General features: G+C 58.3%; 14 protein-coding genes. 8 read left to right on the top strand and 6 right to left on the bottom strand.

All coding sequences use genetic code 11. The features are described 5' to 3' along the window. Positions 1 to 43: 43 nt before the first annotated feature. A complete protein-coding gene (gene fruK / locus GJV78_RS16905; RefSeq protein ID WP_155109442.1) occupies positions 44 to 982 on the bottom strand; it encodes a 1-phosphofructokinase in 939 nt (312 codons plus the stop codon). 538 nt (positions 983 to 1,520) lie between these two features. On the opposite strand from fruK, the gene setB reads away from it, so the two are divergent. Next, positions 1,521 to 2,726 (top strand): sugar efflux transporter SetB, encoded by a 1,206-nt coding sequence (gene setB / locus GJV78_RS16900; RefSeq protein WP_155109441.1) that lies wholly within the window; start codon positions 1,521 to 1,523, stop codon positions 2,724 to 2,726. Here setB and GJV78_RS16895 read toward each other — a convergent pair. Beyond that, on the bottom strand, positions 2,686 to 2,949 hold the full coding sequence (locus GJV78_RS16895) for a YkgJ family cysteine cluster protein (RefSeq protein ID WP_155109440.1): 264 nt from the start codon (positions 2,947 to 2,949) through the stop codon (positions 2,686 to 2,688). The two genes, setB and GJV78_RS16895, sit on opposite strands and share 41 nt — an antisense overlap. Positions 2,950 to 3,206: 257 nt before the next feature. Here GJV78_RS16895 and yeiP point away from each other — a divergent pair, with 257 nt between their 5' ends. Further along, the gene (gene yeiP, locus GJV78_RS16890) at positions 3,207 to 3,779 is read left to right on the top strand and encodes an elongation factor P-like protein YeiP (protein ID WP_155109439.1); all 573 of its coding nucleotides are present in this window, start codon (positions 3,207 to 3,209) and stop codon (positions 3,777 to 3,779) included. A gap of 307 nt (positions 3,780 to 4,086) precedes the next feature. On the opposite strand, the gene uxuA is transcribed toward yeiP, so the two are convergent. Then, positions 4,087 to 5,277, bottom strand: coding sequence for a mannonate dehydratase (uxuA, locus tag GJV78_RS16885; RefSeq protein WP_155109438.1), 1,191 nt, complete (start codon positions 5,275 to 5,277; stop codon positions 4,087 to 4,089). Positions 5,278 to 5,482: 205 nt separating this feature from the next. Between uxuA and GJV78_RS16880 the strand changes: the two genes are divergently transcribed. The 4 genes from GJV78_RS16880 (at position 5,483) to mepS (ending at position 10,030) form a co-directional block, all read left to right on the top strand. Then, positions 5,483 to 6,949, top strand: a complete 1,467-nt coding sequence (locus tag GJV78_RS16880) for a mannitol dehydrogenase family protein (protein ID WP_155109437.1) — start codon at positions 5,483 to 5,485, stop codon at positions 6,947 to 6,949. Between the two features lie 265 nt (positions 6,950 to 7,214). Continuing rightward, the gene (locus tag GJV78_RS16875; protein ID WP_167519617.1) at positions 7,215 to 8,201 is read left to right on the top strand and encodes a CobW family GTP-binding protein; all 987 of its coding nucleotides are present in this window, start codon (positions 7,215 to 7,217) and stop codon (positions 8,199 to 8,201) included. A gap of 36 nt (positions 8,202 to 8,237) precedes the next feature. Then, entirely contained in the window at positions 8,238 to 8,960 is a 723-nt protein-coding gene (locus tag GJV78_RS16870) for a phosphatase PAP2 family protein (RefSeq protein ID WP_155109435.1), read from the top strand. Positions 8,961 to 9,463: 503 nt separating this feature from the next. After that, a complete protein-coding gene (gene mepS / locus GJV78_RS16865) occupies positions 9,464 to 10,030 on the top strand; it encodes a bifunctional murein DD-endopeptidase/murein LD-carboxypeptidase (RefSeq protein WP_155109434.1) in 567 nt (188 codons plus the stop codon). Between the two features lie 364 nt (positions 10,031 to 10,394). Here the strand turns inward: mepS and GJV78_RS16860 are convergent, their stop codons facing one another. The 3 genes from GJV78_RS16860 to rsuA all read right to left on the bottom strand — a co-directional run bounded on the left by GJV78_RS16860 (position 10,395) and on the right by rsuA (position 13,116). Further along, complete coding sequence (locus GJV78_RS16860) at positions 10,395 to 10,739, bottom strand: YejG family protein (RefSeq protein ID WP_167519616.1); 345 nt, start codon at positions 10,737 to 10,739, stop codon at positions 10,395 to 10,397. Between the two features lie 333 nt (positions 10,740 to 11,072). Further along, on the bottom strand, positions 11,073 to 12,263 hold the full coding sequence (locus GJV78_RS16855) for a Bcr/CflA family multidrug efflux MFS transporter (RefSeq protein WP_167519615.1): 1,191 nt from the start codon (positions 12,261 to 12,263) through the stop codon (positions 11,073 to 11,075). Positions 12,264 to 12,411: 148 nt separating this feature from the next. Continuing rightward, the gene (rsuA, locus tag GJV78_RS16850; RefSeq protein WP_155109432.1) at positions 12,412 to 13,116 is read right to left on the bottom strand and encodes a 16S rRNA pseudouridine(516) synthase RsuA; all 705 of its coding nucleotides are present in this window, start codon (positions 13,114 to 13,116) and stop codon (positions 12,412 to 12,414) included. Positions 13,117 to 13,434: 318 nt separating this feature from the next. Between rsuA and GJV78_RS16845 the strand changes: the two genes are divergently transcribed. Together GJV78_RS16845 and rplY are read left to right on the top strand one after the other, a co-directional pair. Further along, a complete protein-coding gene (locus tag GJV78_RS16845; protein ID WP_155109431.1) occupies positions 13,435 to 15,216 on the top strand; it encodes a DEAD/DEAH box helicase in 1,782 nt (593 codons plus the stop codon). Positions 15,217 to 15,319: 103 nt separating this feature from the next. Then, positions 15,320 to 15,604: a 50S ribosomal protein L25 gene (gene rplY / locus GJV78_RS16840; RefSeq protein WP_155109430.1), complete on the top strand. Its 285-nt coding sequence runs from the start codon at positions 15,320 to 15,322 to the stop codon at positions 15,602 to 15,604. Positions 15,605 to 15,676: the final 72 nt, after the last annotated feature.

The following is a 15,676-nucleotide window of genomic DNA, read 5'->3' as shown; positions in this document are numbered from 1 at the left end:
GGCGGGCGTTGCCGGCTCCGGCCGGAAGGAGTTTTCTTCGCCGTCAGTCGAACGGCTTCAGGTCGACGCGGGCCATCATGGCGGCCAGCTGGGGGCGATCGGTGATTCCCACGCTGCTCTGGCTGACCGCCAGGGCGGCCACCGCCGTCGCCAGGCGCAGCGTATGTTCGCTGGACTCGCGCATCAGCAGACCGTAGATCAGGCCGCCAACCATCGAGTCACCCGCCCCGACGGTGCTGACCACCTCAACGGCCGGCGGCCTGGCGATCCACTCGCCGGAGGCGTTGACCCACAGCGCGCCCTCGGCCCCCAGCGAAATCACCACGTGAGCAATGCCCTGCTCGCGCAGCGCGTGCGCCGCCTCGATCACCTCTTTCATCTGCGGAAGCTTGCGGCCTGCCCAGATCTCCAGCTCGCGGCGATTTGGCTTCACCAGCCAGGGCGCGGCCTTCAGTCCCGCAACCAGCGCTTCACGGCTGCTGTCAAAGATAATGCACGGACACTGGCTGCGCAGGCGGGTCATCCAGTCGGTAAAGGCTTCCGGGCTGACCCCTTCAGGCAGACTGCCGCTGACGCAGACCATATCGAACTGCCCCAGCCAGCTCAGGGAATCATTAACAAAGCGCTCCCAGTCGGCGGGAGCAACGTCAAAGCCGGAGAAGTTAAAGTCAGTATCTCCGCCCTCTTTTTCCGTCAGCTTAACGTTGATCCGGGTGCGCCCCGGCACCACCTGAAAGCGGTTGGCGATGCCCAGCTCGCTGAACAGCTGCTGAAACCCGTCCTGATTATCTTTACCGAGGAAACCGCCGACCGTAACGTCAATGCCGAGATCCTTAAGGACCTTCGCAACATTAATGCCCTTGCCTGCCGCATGCAGGCCGGTGGTTTTCACCAGGTTGACTTCGCCACGCTCAATTTCCGGGCAGAAACCGACCAGATCGTAGGCCGGATTAAGAGTAATGGTGGCAACACGTCTGCTCATTGCGCCCCCTCCGCCGAACCGGCCCCGGCGGCTGTCAGCCTCCGTTCAGCATCTGCCCGCCGGACGCCGGATCTGACGTCCAAAGCCGCGGCCTGCATCAGGCGCTTTCCATCGGCTGATTTGCTGCTTCCGTTAATACTGTTCACGATAATTTCACTGTTAGTTTATTAATAATGCTGGGTTACAGGCGCTTGCCGGACCAAAGCGATCCCGCCTGCGTAAGAAAAGACGCGGCGTTGCGTCATGAATGAGAGGATATCACTGAAACGTTTCACTAGATCTTACGCTTTCTGCCGCCGCGCGCAACAACAGCCCCTCTTTTTGATCGTAAAAATTAGAGATAATGCACATTTTTTTCTGCACCGCGCCCGCAGCGGCAGCCGGTTCGGCGTTCCGCCGGGAGGCTTCAGCAGCTTCAGCTGCCGCCGTCACAGTGCGCATTACGCTTTTGATTTTTCGTGGCAATTTGATTTCAATATCTGTTTATTTGTCGCCGGGCGGCGTAAACTCCGCCTCTTTTCATCACTGATACAGAAACATGCATAACGCCCCAGCCGCCGCTGCAAAATCAATTGACCTGACGTCGATGGCCTTCCTGACCGTCGCGTTTCTGACCGGCATCGCCGGCGCGCTACAGACGCCCACCCTGAGTATCTTTCTGACGGATGAGGTTCACGCCCGCCCCGGTATGGTCGGCTTCTTCTTCACCGGCAGCGCCGTCATCGGTATTGTGGTCAGCCAGTTTCTCGCCGGCCGCTCCGACCGCAAGGGCGATCGTAAAAAGCTGATTGTCTTCTGCTGCCTGCTCGGTACGCTGGCCTGCGTGCTGTTTGCCTGGAACCGCAACTATTTCATTCTGCTGTTCCTCGGCGTGTTCCTCAGCAGCTTTGGCTCTACCGCCAACCCGCAGATGTTCGCGCTGGCCCGGGAGCACGCCGATCGCACCGGCCGGGAAGCGGTGATGTTCAGTTCGATTCTTCGCGCTCAGGTCTCGCTGGCGTGGGTGATTGGCCCGCCGCTGGCCTGGGCGCTGGCAATGGGCTTTAGCTTCGTGGTGATGTACCTGAGCGCGGCGGTGGCCTTCATCGTTTGCGGGGCGATCGTCTGGTTCTTTCTCCCCTCAATGCGTAAAGAGGCTCCGCTTGCTGCCGGCAGCCTGGAAGCGCCGCGCCGTAACCGTCGCGACGCGCTGCTGCTGTTTATTATCTGCACCTTAATGTGGGGCACCAACAGCCTGTACATCATTAATATGCCGCTGTTTATCATTAACGAGCTGCATCTGCCGGCGAAGCTGGCGGGGGTGATGATGGGAACCGCCGCCGGGCTGGAGATCCCTGTCATGTTGATCGCCGGCTATTTCGCCAGGCGGCTGGGTAAGCGCCTGCTGATGTGCATTGCCGCCGCGGGAGGCTTTTGCTTCTATGCCGGTATGCTGGTGGCGCATTCGCCCGCCGCGCTGCTGGCGCTACAGCTGCTGAACGCCATCTATATCGGTATTCTTGGCGGCATCGGGATGCTCTATTTTCAGGATCTGATGCCGGGCCAGGCGGGATCGGCCACCACGCTGTACACCAACACCATCCGCGTGGGCTGGATTATCGCCGGTTCGCTGGCGGGAGTGGCGGCCGAAATCTGGAACTATCACGCGGTCTTCTGGTTCGCGCTGGTGATGATCGTCGGCACCCTTGTCTGCCTGGCGCGAATTAAGGACGTTCCGGCGCGGTCAGCGCCTCCAGCGCAATAAGCCAGGTCATCGCCTCCTCCCGCGATCGGCCGCACATTTCTGCGGCGGGCTGCAGCCCGGCGCACACCTTCGGCCGCAGCGGCGAGTGAAAGATCCGACACCGCTGATGCTCATCCAGCTGGACGCAGGGCGTGTTGGCCGGTTTGCCCTCGGGCATACCGGGAATGGGGCTGGAGATCGAAGGCGCGGTGCAGCACGCGCCGCAGTCCGGACGGCATTCCATAACGTATTCTCTTTATTTAACAGGTGCCAACGCGCTACACGAATGCCCGAAGCGGCAGGTAAATAACTCATTTACGCCTGCGAGGAGCGACGCAGATACCCGCGCATCCGCACAGTACGCGCCCGGAGAGAGCGGGCGCGGGAAGTGTATCGCATCTTTTTCAGGCCGGCAAAAGTGACATTTCCACTTGCCTGAACGCTGCGGCGCGAGTAGTTTGACGCGATATTTTCACACTCTCCACAACAGGATTTTTGTAAATGCCAAGAGCGAATGAAATTAAAAAGGGTATGGTACTGAACTACAACGGCAAGCTGCTGATTGTGAAAGATATCGATATTCAATCCCCCACCGCCCGCGGCGCGGCGACGCTGTATAAAATGCGTTTTTCCGACGTTCGCACCGGCCTGAAGGTCGAAGAGCGCTTCAAGGGCGACGATCTCGTTGATACCGTGACCCTGAACCGCCGGGGCGTTGATTTTTCCTACGTCGACGGCAACGAATACGTCTTCATGGATAAAGAAGACTATACCCCCTATACCTTCACCAAAGATCAGATTGAAGAGGAGCTGCAGTTCATGCCGGAGGGTGGTATGCCGGATATGCAGGTGCTGCTGTGGGACGGCCAGCTGCTGGCCCTTGAGCTGCCCCAGACCGTCGATCTGGAAATCGTCGATACCGCGCCGGGCATTAAGGGCGCTTCCGCCAGTGCGCGCAACAAGCCCGCGACGCTCAGCACCGGCCTGGTGATCCAGGTTCCGGAATACCTGAGCGCCGGGGAGAAAATTCGCATTCACATCGAAGAGCGCCGCTATATGGGCCGCGCCGATTAAGCGATTATCCCGTAAGGTTATTGAACCCGACCGGACGTGGGGAAGCGCTTCGCCACTCATCTTTCCCTGCGTTCAGGCGGCCTGCGCCAGCCGGAATAACCGCTGAGCATTATAAAAAAGGGACGGCCCGCAGGCCGTCCCTTTCAGGTTGATGACTAAAGAGGGAAAAATGTCTTTTTTCCCTCTTTGTGGTTAGCAACCGAAAATCAATACATTGATTTTCCTTGTTTATTTTTGTGGTGGTTATGGCTGAACGAGTTCGGCCTGGGGTTTGTCATCAGTCTCCTTTTTACCTCTGCCGGACGAATTACAGCAGATCGCGGAACTGGGTCATTTTCAGCGCCAGCTCTACGCCGCGCACTTCCGCCAGCCCCTTCAGACGACCAATTGCCGAGTAGCCAGGGTTGGTTTTCTTACGCAGATCGTCAAGCATCTGATGGCCGTGATCCGGACGCATCGGAATCGGCCGCAGATCGCCCGCCTTTTTCCGCCGCTGCTCCTCTTTGAGGATCGCCGTTACCACCGCCACCATGTCGACGTCGCCCTGCAGATGGGCACCTTCGTGGAAGGTTTTCGGGTTCGCTTCGCGGCAGGTGGCGCGCAGGTGGGTAAAGTGAATGCGGTCACCGAAGGTTTCAATCATCTTCACCAGATCGTTATCGGCGCGTACGCCGTAAGAGCCGGTGCACATGGTGAAGCCGTTATAAATGCTGTCGACGGTCTCTTTCAGCCACTGCATATCCTCAATGGTTGAGACAATGCGCGGCAGGCCGAGGATCGGCCGCGGCGGATCGTCCGGGTGAACCGCCAGGCGCACGCCCGCCTCTTCGGCTACCGGAACGATGGCGCGCAGGAAAACGGCCATATTTTCACGCAGATCGTCTTTGCTGATGTTGTCATACTCCGCCAGGCGCGCGCGGAATTGATCGAGGGTATACCCCTCTTCCGCCCCCGGCAGGCCGGCGATAATATTGCGGGTCAGCTTTGCAACATCCGCTTCGCTCATCCCGTTGAAGTATTCCAGCGCCTGGCGCTGCTCTTCCGCGGTATAATCCGCCGCGGCCCCGCTGCGCTTGAGTATATGCAGCTCAAACGCGGCGAACGCGATCTGATCAAAGCGCAGGGCTTTTGATCCGTCCGGCAGCTCATACTCAAGGTCGGTACGTGTCCAGTCGAGGATCGGCATAAAGTTGTAGCAGACGGTATCAATCCCGCAGGTCGCGAGGTTGCGGATGCTCTGCTGGTAGTTGGCGATCCAGGTCTGGTACTGGCCGGAGCGGGTTTTAATATCTTCATGCACCGGAATACTTTCCACCACCGACCAGGTCAGCCCTTTTTCAGCCAGCAGCGCCTGACGTTTCTGGATTTCTTCCACCGGCCACACTTCGCCGTTGGGAATGTGATGCAGCGCCGTGACCACGCCGGTTGCGCCAGCCTGACGCACATCATCAAGGGAGACCGGATCGCCAGGTCCGTACCAACGCCAGGTTTGTTCCATCGCTTCACCTCACAAGTTGTTATACCAAAATAAGTTACCTGAATGATGACTACCATACAGGCTTCCCCAACAGGATCAATCCGGGGGGCATGATTGGTTGATCCAGCTCACACTCCCCCGATAAATACGGCTTACCAATTCAAATTTTTGTCATATAACTTTACACTGGCGCTGTTAATTAACGGTTATTCAGGTGTAGGCATCAATGACTACTATTGCATCAGCAGCGCTGCCGGAAGGCGTGCAGACCCCGCGGTACGATCGTCGACAGCTCCGGTCGCGTATCGTGCATTTTGGCTTCGGCGCGTTTCATCGCGCCCATCAGGCGCTGCTCACCGACAGGGTGCTTAACGCCCAGGGCGGCGACTGGGGGATCTGCGAAATTAGCCTGTTCAGCGGCGACGTGCTGATGAGCCAGCTGCGCGCGCAGGATCATTTATATACCGTGCTGGAGAAAGGTGCCCACGGCAGTCAGGCGATTGTCGTGGGCGCGGTCAACGAGTGCCTTAACGCCCGGCTGGATTCGCTGGCGGCGATCGTCGAAAAATTCTGCGAGCCGCAGGTGGCCATCGTTTCGCTGACCATTACCGAAAAAGGTTACTGCATCGATCCGGCCAGCGGCGCTCTTGACGTCAATAACCCGCGTATTATCCATGACCTGCAAAACCCCGGCGAGCCGCACTCCGCGCCGGGGATCCTCGTCGAAGCGCTGCACCGTCGCCGCGAGCGCGGGCTGCCGCCGTTTACCGTCCTCTCCTGCGACAATATTCCCGATAACGGCCACGTGGTGAAAAACGCGGTGCTGGGGATGGCGGAAAAACGCTCCTCCGCGCTGGCGGCATGGATTAAAGAGCAGGTCAGCTTTCCCGGAACCATGGTGGACCGCATCGTTCCGGCCGCGACAGATGAAACGCTCGCAGGGATCGCCAGCGCCCTGGGCGTGGCCGATCCCTGCGCCATCAGCTGTGAACCCTTTATCCAGTGGGTGGTTGAAGACAATTTCGTCGCCGGGCGTCCGGCCTGGGAGGCGGCCGGCGTGCAGATGGTCAGTGACGTTCTGCCGTGGGAAGAGATGAAGCTGCGTATGCTCAACGGCAGCCACTCGTTTCTCGCTTACCTCGGCTACCTGGCCGGATTTCAGCACATCAGCGACTGCATGAACGAGAGCGCGTTTCGCGAGGCCGCCCGGCGGCTGATGCTGAAAGAGCAGGCACCGACCCTGCGCATTACCGGCGTAGATTTGGAACAGTATGCCGACAGCCTGCTGGAGCGCTTCGCCAACCCGGCCCTGAAGCACAGAACCTGGCAAATCGCGATGGACGGCAGCCAGAAGCTGCCCCAGCGGATGCTGGCGGGGATCCGGGTTCACCTGACGCGGCAGAGCGACTGGCCGCTGCTGGCGCTGGGGCTTGCGGGCTGGATGCGCTACGTCAACGGGGTTGACGACGCCGGGGAGGCCATCGACGTGCGCGATCCGCTGGCCGACAAAATCCGCGCGGCGGTGGCCGGCAGCAGCGAGAATGAGCGCGTCCGGGCGCTGCTTTCCTTACAGGAAATTTTCGGCGCGGACCTCGGACAAGACCCTCGCTTTGTGGCGTCCGTCGAACAGGCATGGCATCGCCTCACCCACCTCGGCGCTCGCCGGGCGGTGATTGAGACGTTAAAAATTTAACCTTTCCTGCCATTCAGGCGAACGAAGCACCGCTTCGTTCGCCCTTTCCTTCTCTTTTTCCCTTTTTTTAGCCAGGATTAACGACAACATCACCGTCTACCGCCTGAACCGCTCAGGCTGTACAGGGCAAGAGCCTGCGTCATGAATAACAGGATGGCCAGGATCGGATGTTGCGACGGGCGTCCTGTTAACAAACGCGCGTCGCGGCGTCCCCGCCCGGAGTCAGCCTGAAGGATCGCGGATAACACACTCTCCCGGAGCAGAAGTGACCAAAACTAACCTTATCACCGGTTTCCTCGGCAGCGGAAAAACCACCACTATTCTTCATTTACTGGCGCAGAAGAACCCCACGGAGAAATGGGCGGTGCTGGTCAATGAGTTTGGCGAAGTCGGCATCGACGGCGCGCTGCTCGCCGACAGCGGCGCGCTGCTCAAAGAGATCCCCGGCGGCTGCATGTGCTGCGTCAACGGCCTGCCGATGCAGGTGGGCCTGAATACCCTGCTGCGCCAGGGCAGACCGGACCGGCTGCTGATTGAGCCTACCGGGCTGGGGCATCCCAGGCAGATCCTCGATCTGCTGACCGCCCCGGTCTACGAGCCGTGGATCGATCTGCGCGCCACCCTGTGCGTGCTCGATCCTCGCCAGCTGCTGGATGAACGGGCGGTCACTAATGAAAACTTCCGCGATCAGCTGGCGGCTGCGGATATCATCCTCGCCAACAAAGGCGATCGCGCCAGCGAGGAGAGCGAACGCGCGCTGCAGGCCTGGTGGCAGCACTACGGCGGCGAGCGCCAGCTTGTACACGCCGAACGCGGGCAGATTGACGCTCGGCTGCTCGATCGGCCGCGCCATAACCTGGTCACGCTGCCCGCCAGCGCCGCCCACCCGCACGGTCAGGGGGAGAAAAAAGGGCTGGCCGCCCTCAGCCTGCCGGCCCACCAGCGCTGGCGTCGCAGCCTGAACAGCGGGCAGGGTTACCAGGCCTGCGGCTGGATTTTTGATGCCGGGACCGTCTTCGACACTATCGGGCTGCTGGAGTGGGCGCGGCTCGCGCCGGTCGGACGGGTAAAGGGCGTCATGCGAATTGCAGAAGGGCTGGTGCGCATTAACCGCCAGGGCGAGGATCTGCATATCGAGACCCAGAGCGTCGCCCCGCCGGACAGCCGGATAGAACTTATCTCAAGCGATGAAGCGGACTGGAATGCGCTGCAGTCGTCACTGTTGAAGCTTCGTTTAACTGAAATCTTGTAAAGTGGTGGATTGCCTGTGAATGTTGAACACCGAAACATGGATATAAAAACCCAGTGGCCCCGGATACTGATCCTGAATATAGCGGGGGTTGCGCTTTTTCTCTCATGGTATCTTCCCGCCGGACACGGCTTCTGGTCGGCGCTCGATGCCGGGATGTTTCACTTTTTTAACCAGAAGCTGGTTGAAAGCCGGGCGTTCCTCTGGCTGGTGGCATTAACCAATAACCGGGCCTTTGACGGCTGTTCACTGCTGGCGATGGGGGCGCTGATGCTCAGCTTCTGGCGTAAAGAGAGCGCGGCAGGTCGCCGACGGATCCTGATTATCGGGCTGGTGATGCTGCTGGCTGCGGTGGTGCTGAACCAGCTTGGCCAGGCCCTGCTCCCGGTAAAACGCGCCAGCCCCACCCTGACCTTTGAGCACGTCCATCGGGTCAAGGATCTGCTGTCTCTTCCCACTAAAGATGCCTCTAAAGACAGTTTTCCCGGCGACCACGGTATGATGCTGCTTATTTTTTCCGCCTTTATGCTGCGGTATTTCGGGAAGGGAGCAGGCGTGGTCGCCCTTATTATTTTTGTGGTTTTCGCTTTTCCACGGGTCATCATCGGCGCTCACTGGTTTACCGATATCGCCGTAGGTTCTTTCACCGTGGCATTGATTGGCCTGCCGTGGTGGCTAATGACCTCATTAAGCGATCGGCTGATTTCCCTGTTCGACAATTATCTGCCGGGAAATTCGTACAAAATTGAAACAGAAAAGTAAATATAATTAACATCATCAGGCTTTCGCCTCATGCCTGATGATGTTTAAGAAGTAACGCAAAGCGTCTCCCCTCCTCCTTCCCTGATAAATTTCATATTAAAATTAACGGGTTGCCTCTTCTCCCGGATGTTGGCTGTAATGAGTGAGCGAGGACAAATCGGCTTAGTCGATTTGAACGCCGCTGGCGGCGGCCCTTCAGGGCCAGGGCCGAATAAAGCCAGCGTACAGGCAACGTGAAGGATGGCGGGGATATTTACTTTCCGTATCATATTTCCTTATATAAAATCTCGCCAAACCCCTCGCATTGGGCGGGACAATCGGTTAATCTCGAACTCGCTTTGCCTCGCGGGACAAAAATTCGCCTTGCAAAATAAAACTGTGCGATCCCCCACATTTTTATGCTTAAAGAATTGTCTGATAGTGCGCTGGTAATTAGTCTCGTCACGTTTGACATTTTTATAACGATATTTTGTCGTTAAGGACTTCAAGGGAACATAAACAAAATGGTCAAATCTCAACCTTTTTTGAGATATTTTTTGCGGGCAATTCCTGCAGCGGCGGTCGCGGTACTGCTTTCTGCTTGTAGCACAACCCATACCGCACAGAACGTGCATTCTGAGACGCATGCTGTGGGGCAAGAAAGCTCTTCACTGCAAGCCTCTCAGGATGAATTTGAAAGTATGGTGCGTAATCTCGACGTCAAGTCGCGGATTATGGATCAATATGCCGACTGGAAGGGCGTGCGCTACCGCCTGGGCGGCACCAGTAAAAAAGGTATCGACTGCTCCAGCTTTGTGCAGCGTACCTTTCGTGAACAGTTTGGTTTAGAGCTGCCGCGCTCAACGTCGCAACAGCGGGCGATTGGCAAATCCGTTTCGCGCAGCAATCTGCGCACCGGCGATCTGGTGCTTTTCCGCGCCGGCTCTACGGGCCGTCACGTAGGCATTTACATTGGTAACGATCAGTTTGTCCACGCCTCTACCAGCAGCGGCGTGATGATCTCCAGCATGAACGATCCCTACTGGAATAAACGCTATAACGAGGCGAGGCGCGTGCTGAACCGCAGCTGACGCAGCTGGTTATTTTCCCTGGGGTCTGACAGGACGTCAAAATAGAGAGCACTGCGCAAGCGGTGCTTTTTTTGTCCCACGCCAGCCTTCACCCACCGCGAAAATGGCCTTACGCCCTGCACGGCATGTGTCTGCTCCACCGGTCGCCCGTTGTCCGGTTCACAGCGCACGCTGCGTCCCTTATCGCTCGCTCAGGCTGGTTTTTTAACGTCCAGCGACTGGCGCGTGCGCGAAGCGTTCACGCTTGCCTTTGATCTGAGTGGATGAACAGCGCGCTCTACGGCGCGGGAAGAGTCGTGGCAGATCTGGCCGCCCTGCTCCGGTGCGCCGGCGGCCATCGCCAGGCCCCGAAGAGGCGGCGCGGTCAGAATGGATTATGGTGAGAAAAAGGCTCCGCGATGGCGACGCCGAAGTTCTTCAGCCGGCAGGTAGCGGCGAATTCGTCCTGACAATTGACGAACAGACACGGCTCGCCTTCGCACTCCAGCACGGAGCAGGCCACCTCGATATCGCTGAGCGCCTGGCTGAGCTTGTGCATCACCGGCCACGCCTTGTCGCCGTTCGGACTCAGCAGTTTAAGCGCCACCAGCTCGTTTTCCGTAGCGTGTCCGTCTTGCGGAATCGGTTCAACTTTAGAACCTGCAAAACCCGCGCTCCAACGATAGTTTTGTGGTAAACGATGAACGATTGAGAGCTGTAATGTCATCACTTTCTTTCCCCGGAAGCACAGTCACTTCACAATTTGTTTACATCCATATTAACACAGCGTTGACAAACCGTCTTCCAACCGTTGCCAGCTGCTGCGCTCCTTATCCCACGTGGCTTCTGAAACCATTGTTAAAATAAATAATTCAGGCAAGGATACATTTACGGGCTATATGTACTCGTTTTTGCGATCCAACTCAACCTATTTAACTACAAGAACGTGACTTTTTAAATAAATGAATTTTACATAAACTAAACAAACAGCGAAAAAATGAACGATTTTTCTTTGACCTGAGTCAAGAAAGGAGCCCACAGGAGCCTCATGTTGTGTATCCGATCACCGTTTTTTAGGGCGGCTTGCATAGATACAAAAGATAATTGAGCTAGCGGCACAAAACGCAATTGACCAGATCATCGGCCACGCCGAGTTAAAGGTCGCCAGCGACAGCAGCGCGCCAACTATGGCCCCGATACCAAAACGGAAGGTGCCCGCCAGCGAAGAGGCCGTCCCCGCCATGTGCGGAAATTCATCCAGGATCACCGCCATCGCATTGGAGGAAACCATCGACACGCAGCCGACGAATATCGCCACCCCGACCACCAGCGCCCAGAACCCGATGCCGGTCAGCGCGCTGAGCACCAGCCAGATCGCCACCGCAAACTGGATCCACAGGCCGGCGCGAAACATATTCAGTGCGCCAATGCGCCGTACAAAGCGGCTGTTGAAGATGGTCATTACAAACAGAAACACAATGTTCAGCGCGAAGTAGTAGCCAAACTCCTGCGGCGGAACGTGGTTGATCTCGATATAGACAAACGGCCCGGCGCTCAGAAATGAGAACATCCCGGCAAAGCTGAAGCCGCTGGCCAGCATGTAGCTCAGCACGCGCTTATGGCGAAACAGCGAGGCAAAGTTGCCCAGCGTGGTGCGCATACGAAACGGCTGTCGGCGATCCGGCGGCAGCGTCTCTTTAATCAGCAGGAAAATCATGGCCGAGGCGAGGATCGCCGCCAGCGCCAGGATCCAGAAGATATAGTGCCAGCTCAGCCACACCAGCACCCAGCCGCCGACGATGGGTGCCATCAGCGGTGCAATGGTGGTAACCAGCATGACGAACGACATCATCCGCGAAAACTCTTCCTTCGGATAGATATCGCGCATCAGCGCGTTGATCACCACGCTGGCGGCGGCGGCGGCCAGCCCGTGGAAAAAGCGCATCACAATCAGCTGATCGATGGTCTGCGCCAGCGCGCAGGCTGCCGCCGCCGCCGCAAACACCAGCGTACCGCCAAGAATCACCGGCTTCCGCCCCAGGCTGTCGGCCATCGGCCCGTAAATCAGCTGACCCAGCGCAAAACCCAGAATATAGGTGCTCAGGGTCATCTGCGCACTGCCTGCCGACACGCCGAACTGCGCCGAGATCACCGGCAGCGCCGGAAGATACATATCAATAGACAGCGGCATCAGCATGGCCAGAAGGCCAAGAATAAAAACAATGGCAAGTGATGAGTGCTGCCGGGTGGTCACATTATGCTCCTGGAGTTAACGGGCGATTAAAAAATTTCGCGGGCCTGGCGTCTTCCTCTGTCGTTCAGACCCGGCGTGCGCTCGCTGAAGGGGTCGCGCTCTGTGCTTTATAATGGCAAGCGCGCCACTCATTTGGCTGAGTCCTCTTTTACGACGGCAGGCCGACGCTGGCAATTTCGTCAGCGGACAGCGGACGATACTCGCCGGGGGCGAGGTCGGGATCCAGCTCAATGCCGCCGATCCGTTCACGGTGCAGCTCCACCACGTGGTTGCCCACTGCGGCAAACATACGCTTCACCTGATGGTAGCGGCCTTCGCTGATGGTCAGACGCACCCGGGTCGGGGTAATCACCTCCAGCTGCGCCGGCCTGGTCAGCTCTTTCTCATTGTGCAGCTGTACCCCTCTGGCAAACTGCGCGGCGGTCTCTTCCGCTATCGGGGACTCAAGAGTCACCAGATAGCGCTTTTCGCAGCGATGGCGCGGCGAGGTGATGCGGTGCGACCACTGTCCGTCATCGGTCATCAGCACCAGTCCGGTGGTATCGATATCCAGGCGTCCCGCCGCATGTAGCTTATAAGCGACCGGTTCATCAAGAAAATAAAGCACCGTCGGATGATCCGGATCGTCGGTGGAACAGACATAGCCCTGGGGCTTATTCAGCATGAAGTAGCGCGGGCCATGCTGCTGCGCCAGCGCGTTGCCGTCAAAGGCGACGCGGTGTTCCGGCAGCAGTTTAAACGCGGCGTTTCGGGTAACTTCGCCATCCACGGTGATCCGGTTAGCGCGGATCTCACGCCCGGCAATAGCGCGGCTGACGCCGAGCTGCTGAGCGATAAATTTATCAAGTCGCATAACGTTGATTTGGCCTGTAAAGATAAGAAAGTCAGGTGCGGTGCCTGAAAAACAGCGCTAAAGTCCGCTCAGTATAACGGGCTAACAACTTCCCTCAAGGGAAAAAGAATCGTGGCATACTAACGCGCGCGGCGCGGGCTATGAACGCGATGACCGGCGCGCAGGAAGAGTGCCTTACTTATTCTGACGCCAGAGAACCTCACCTGAGCAGACGGCGCGTCGGCTTACGCCGCAGCCGGGTCAACGGCGCGGGCCGGACGGCACTGCCTGCCCGCAGAATAGCGGAATCTCACTGAATTAACGACGTACTGTGAAAATATGAATTTTACTCTTCGCCCCTATCAGCAGGAAGCCGTGGACGCCACGCTTGCCCATTTTCGTCGACATCGCACCCCGGCGGTCATCGTCCTGCCCACCGGTGCGGGCAAAAGTCTGGTTATCGCCGAGCTGGCGCGCCTGGCCCGCGGGCGCGTGCTGGTACTGGCGCACGTGAAGGAGCTGGTGGCACAGAACCATGCCAAGTATCTTGCGCTGGGCCTGGAGGCGGATATTTTCGCCGCCGGGCTGAAGCGCAAAGAGAGCCACGGCAAGGTGGTGTTCGGCAGCGTGCAGTCGGTGGCCCGCAGCCTGGAGGCTTTCAGCAGCGAGTTCTCCCTGCTGATTGTCGATGAGTGCCACCGCATCAGCGACGATGAGGAGAGTCAGTACCAGCAAATCCTTAGCCACCTGAGCAGCGTCAACCCCCGCCTGCGCCTGCTCGGCCTGACCGCCACCCCGTTTCGCCTGGGCAAAGGCTGGATTTACCAGTTCCACTATCACGGCATGGTGCGCGGCACGGAGAAGGCGCTGTTTCGCGACTGCATCTACGAGCTGCCGCTGCGCTACATGATTAAGCACGGCTACCTGACGCCGCCGGAGCGACTGGACATGCCGGTGGTGCAGTATGACTTCAGCCGTCTGCAGGCCCGGAACAACGGTCTGTTCAGCGAGGCCGACCTGAACCGGGAGCTGAAAAAGCAGCGGCGCATTACGCCGCACATCGTCAGCCAGATCGTCGAGTTCGCCGCAGCCCGCAAAGGGGTGATGATCTTCGCCGCCACCGTAGAGCACGCGAAGGAAATTGTTGGCCTGCTGCCCGCCGACGAGGCGGCGCTGATTACCGGCGAAACGCCGGGTGCCGGGCGCGACACGCTGATTGAGGCCTTCAAAGCGCAGCGTTTTCGATACCTGGTTAACGTCGCGGTGCTGACCACCGGCTTCGACGCCCCACATGTCGATCTCATCGCCATCCTGCGCCCGACCGAGTCGGTAAGCCTTTACCAACAGATCGTTGGCCGCGGCCTGCGCCTGGCACCCGGCAAGACCGACTGCCTGATTCTCGACTATGCCGGTAACCCTCACGATCTCTATTCGCCGGAAGTGGGCAGCCCGAAAGGCAAAAGCGACAGCGTGCCGGTGCAGGTCTTCTGTCCCGCCTGCGGCTTCGCCAACACTTTCTGGGGAAAAACCACCGCTGACGGCACCCTGATCGAACACTTTGGCCGCCGCTGCCAGGGCTGGTTTGAGGATGACGAGGGCCATCGTGAACAGTGCGACTTCCGCTTCCGCTTTAAAAACTGTCCCCAGTGCAATGCGGAAAACGACATTGCGGCCCGCCGCTGTCGGGAGTGCGATACGGTGCTGGTGGACCCGGACGATATGCTGAAAGCGGCGCTGAAGCTGAAGGACGCGCTGGTGCTGCGCTGCAGCGGTATGACCATGCAGCACGGCAGCGACGAGAAAGGCGAATGGCTGAAAATCATCTATTTTGATGAAGACGGTGCCGACGTCAGCGAGCGTTTTCGCCTGCGGACTCCGGCTCAGCGCACGGCGTTCGAGCAGCTGTTTATTCGCCCTCACACCCGCACGCCGGGCGTGCCGCTGCGCTGGATAACCGCCGCCGACATCGTGGCGCAGCTGCCGCTGCTGCGTCATCCCGACTTCGTCGTCGCCCGGATGAAGGGCCAATACTGGCAGGTGCGCGAAAAGGTGTTTGACTATGAGGGACGCTTCCGCCGGGCGCATGAATTACGCGGCCGGGCGCACTTTTCGTTGCCGTGAAGGCCAATTGAGTATAGAATCTCGCCCGCTTTTGCATCCGCAGAGCAGAATGTTTACCTGCTGCTGGGTCGCCTGTAGCAGGAATTATTGAAGAGAGATTCAAATGTTTACTATTAACGCTGAAGTTCGTAAAGAGCAGGGTAAGGGTGCGAGCCGCCGCCTGCGCGCCGCTAACAAGTTTCCGGCAATCATCTACGGTGGCGCAGAAGCCCCGATTGCTATCGAGCTGGATCACGATTCGATCATGAACATGCAGGCTAAAGAAGGTTTTTATACTGAAGTTCTGACCATCGTTGTTGACGGTAAAGAAGTAAAAGTTAAAGCTCAGGCCGTACAGCGTCACGCTTTCAAGCCGAAGCTGACCCATATCGACTTCGTTCGCGCGTAATCGCTAACGGGTTGCAGGAAACCCCGCTCACGCGCTGAGGAATCCCCAGTAATGGGCGGGTAAAAAAGGACG

The sequence above is a fragment of the Intestinirhabdus alba genome (assembly GCF_009711095.1).
Taxonomy (GTDB): Bacteria; Pseudomonadota; Gammaproteobacteria; order Enterobacterales; family Enterobacteriaceae; genus Intestinirhabdus; species Intestinirhabdus alba.
The sequence above is the reverse complement of the archived record's forward strand: the minus strand, read 5'-3'. Positions and strand labels throughout refer to the sequence as shown.

What these genes read in the sequence shown, in the direction of transcription:
- fruK (WP_155109442.1), bottom strand. Translation starts at nt 982, where the DNA reads ATGAGCAGACGTGTTGCCACCATTACTCTTAATCCGGCCTACGATCTG.
- setB (WP_155109441.1), top strand. Translation starts at nt 1,521, where the DNA reads ATGCATAACGCCCCAGCCGCCGCTGCAAAATCAATTGACCTGACGTCG.
- GJV78_RS16895 (WP_155109440.1), bottom strand. Translation starts at nt 2,949, where the DNA reads ATGGAATGCCGTCCGGACTGCGGCGCGTGCTGCACCGCGCCTTCGATC.
- yeiP (WP_155109439.1), top strand. Translation starts at nt 3,207, where the DNA reads ATGCCAAGAGCGAATGAAATTAAAAAGGGTATGGTACTGAACTACAAC.
- uxuA (WP_155109438.1), bottom strand. Translation starts at nt 5,277, where the DNA reads ATGGAACAAACCTGGCGTTGGTACGGACCTGGCGATCCGGTCTCCCTT.
- GJV78_RS16880 (WP_155109437.1), top strand. Translation starts at nt 5,483, where the DNA reads ATGACTACTATTGCATCAGCAGCGCTGCCGGAAGGCGTGCAGACCCCG.
- GJV78_RS16870 (WP_155109435.1), top strand. Translation starts at nt 8,238, where the DNA reads ATGGATATAAAAACCCAGTGGCCCCGGATACTGATCCTGAATATAGCG.
- mepS (WP_155109434.1), top strand. Translation starts at nt 9,464, where the DNA reads ATGGTCAAATCTCAACCTTTTTTGAGATATTTTTTGCGGGCAATTCCT.
- rsuA (WP_155109432.1), bottom strand. Translation starts at nt 13,116, where the DNA reads ATGCGACTTGATAAATTTATCGCTCAGCAGCTCGGCGTCAGCCGCGCT.
- GJV78_RS16845 (WP_155109431.1), top strand. Translation starts at nt 13,435, where the DNA reads ATGAATTTTACTCTTCGCCCCTATCAGCAGGAAGCCGTGGACGCCACG.
- rplY (WP_155109430.1), top strand. Translation starts at nt 15,320, where the DNA reads ATGTTTACTATTAACGCTGAAGTTCGTAAAGAGCAGGGTAAGGGTGCG.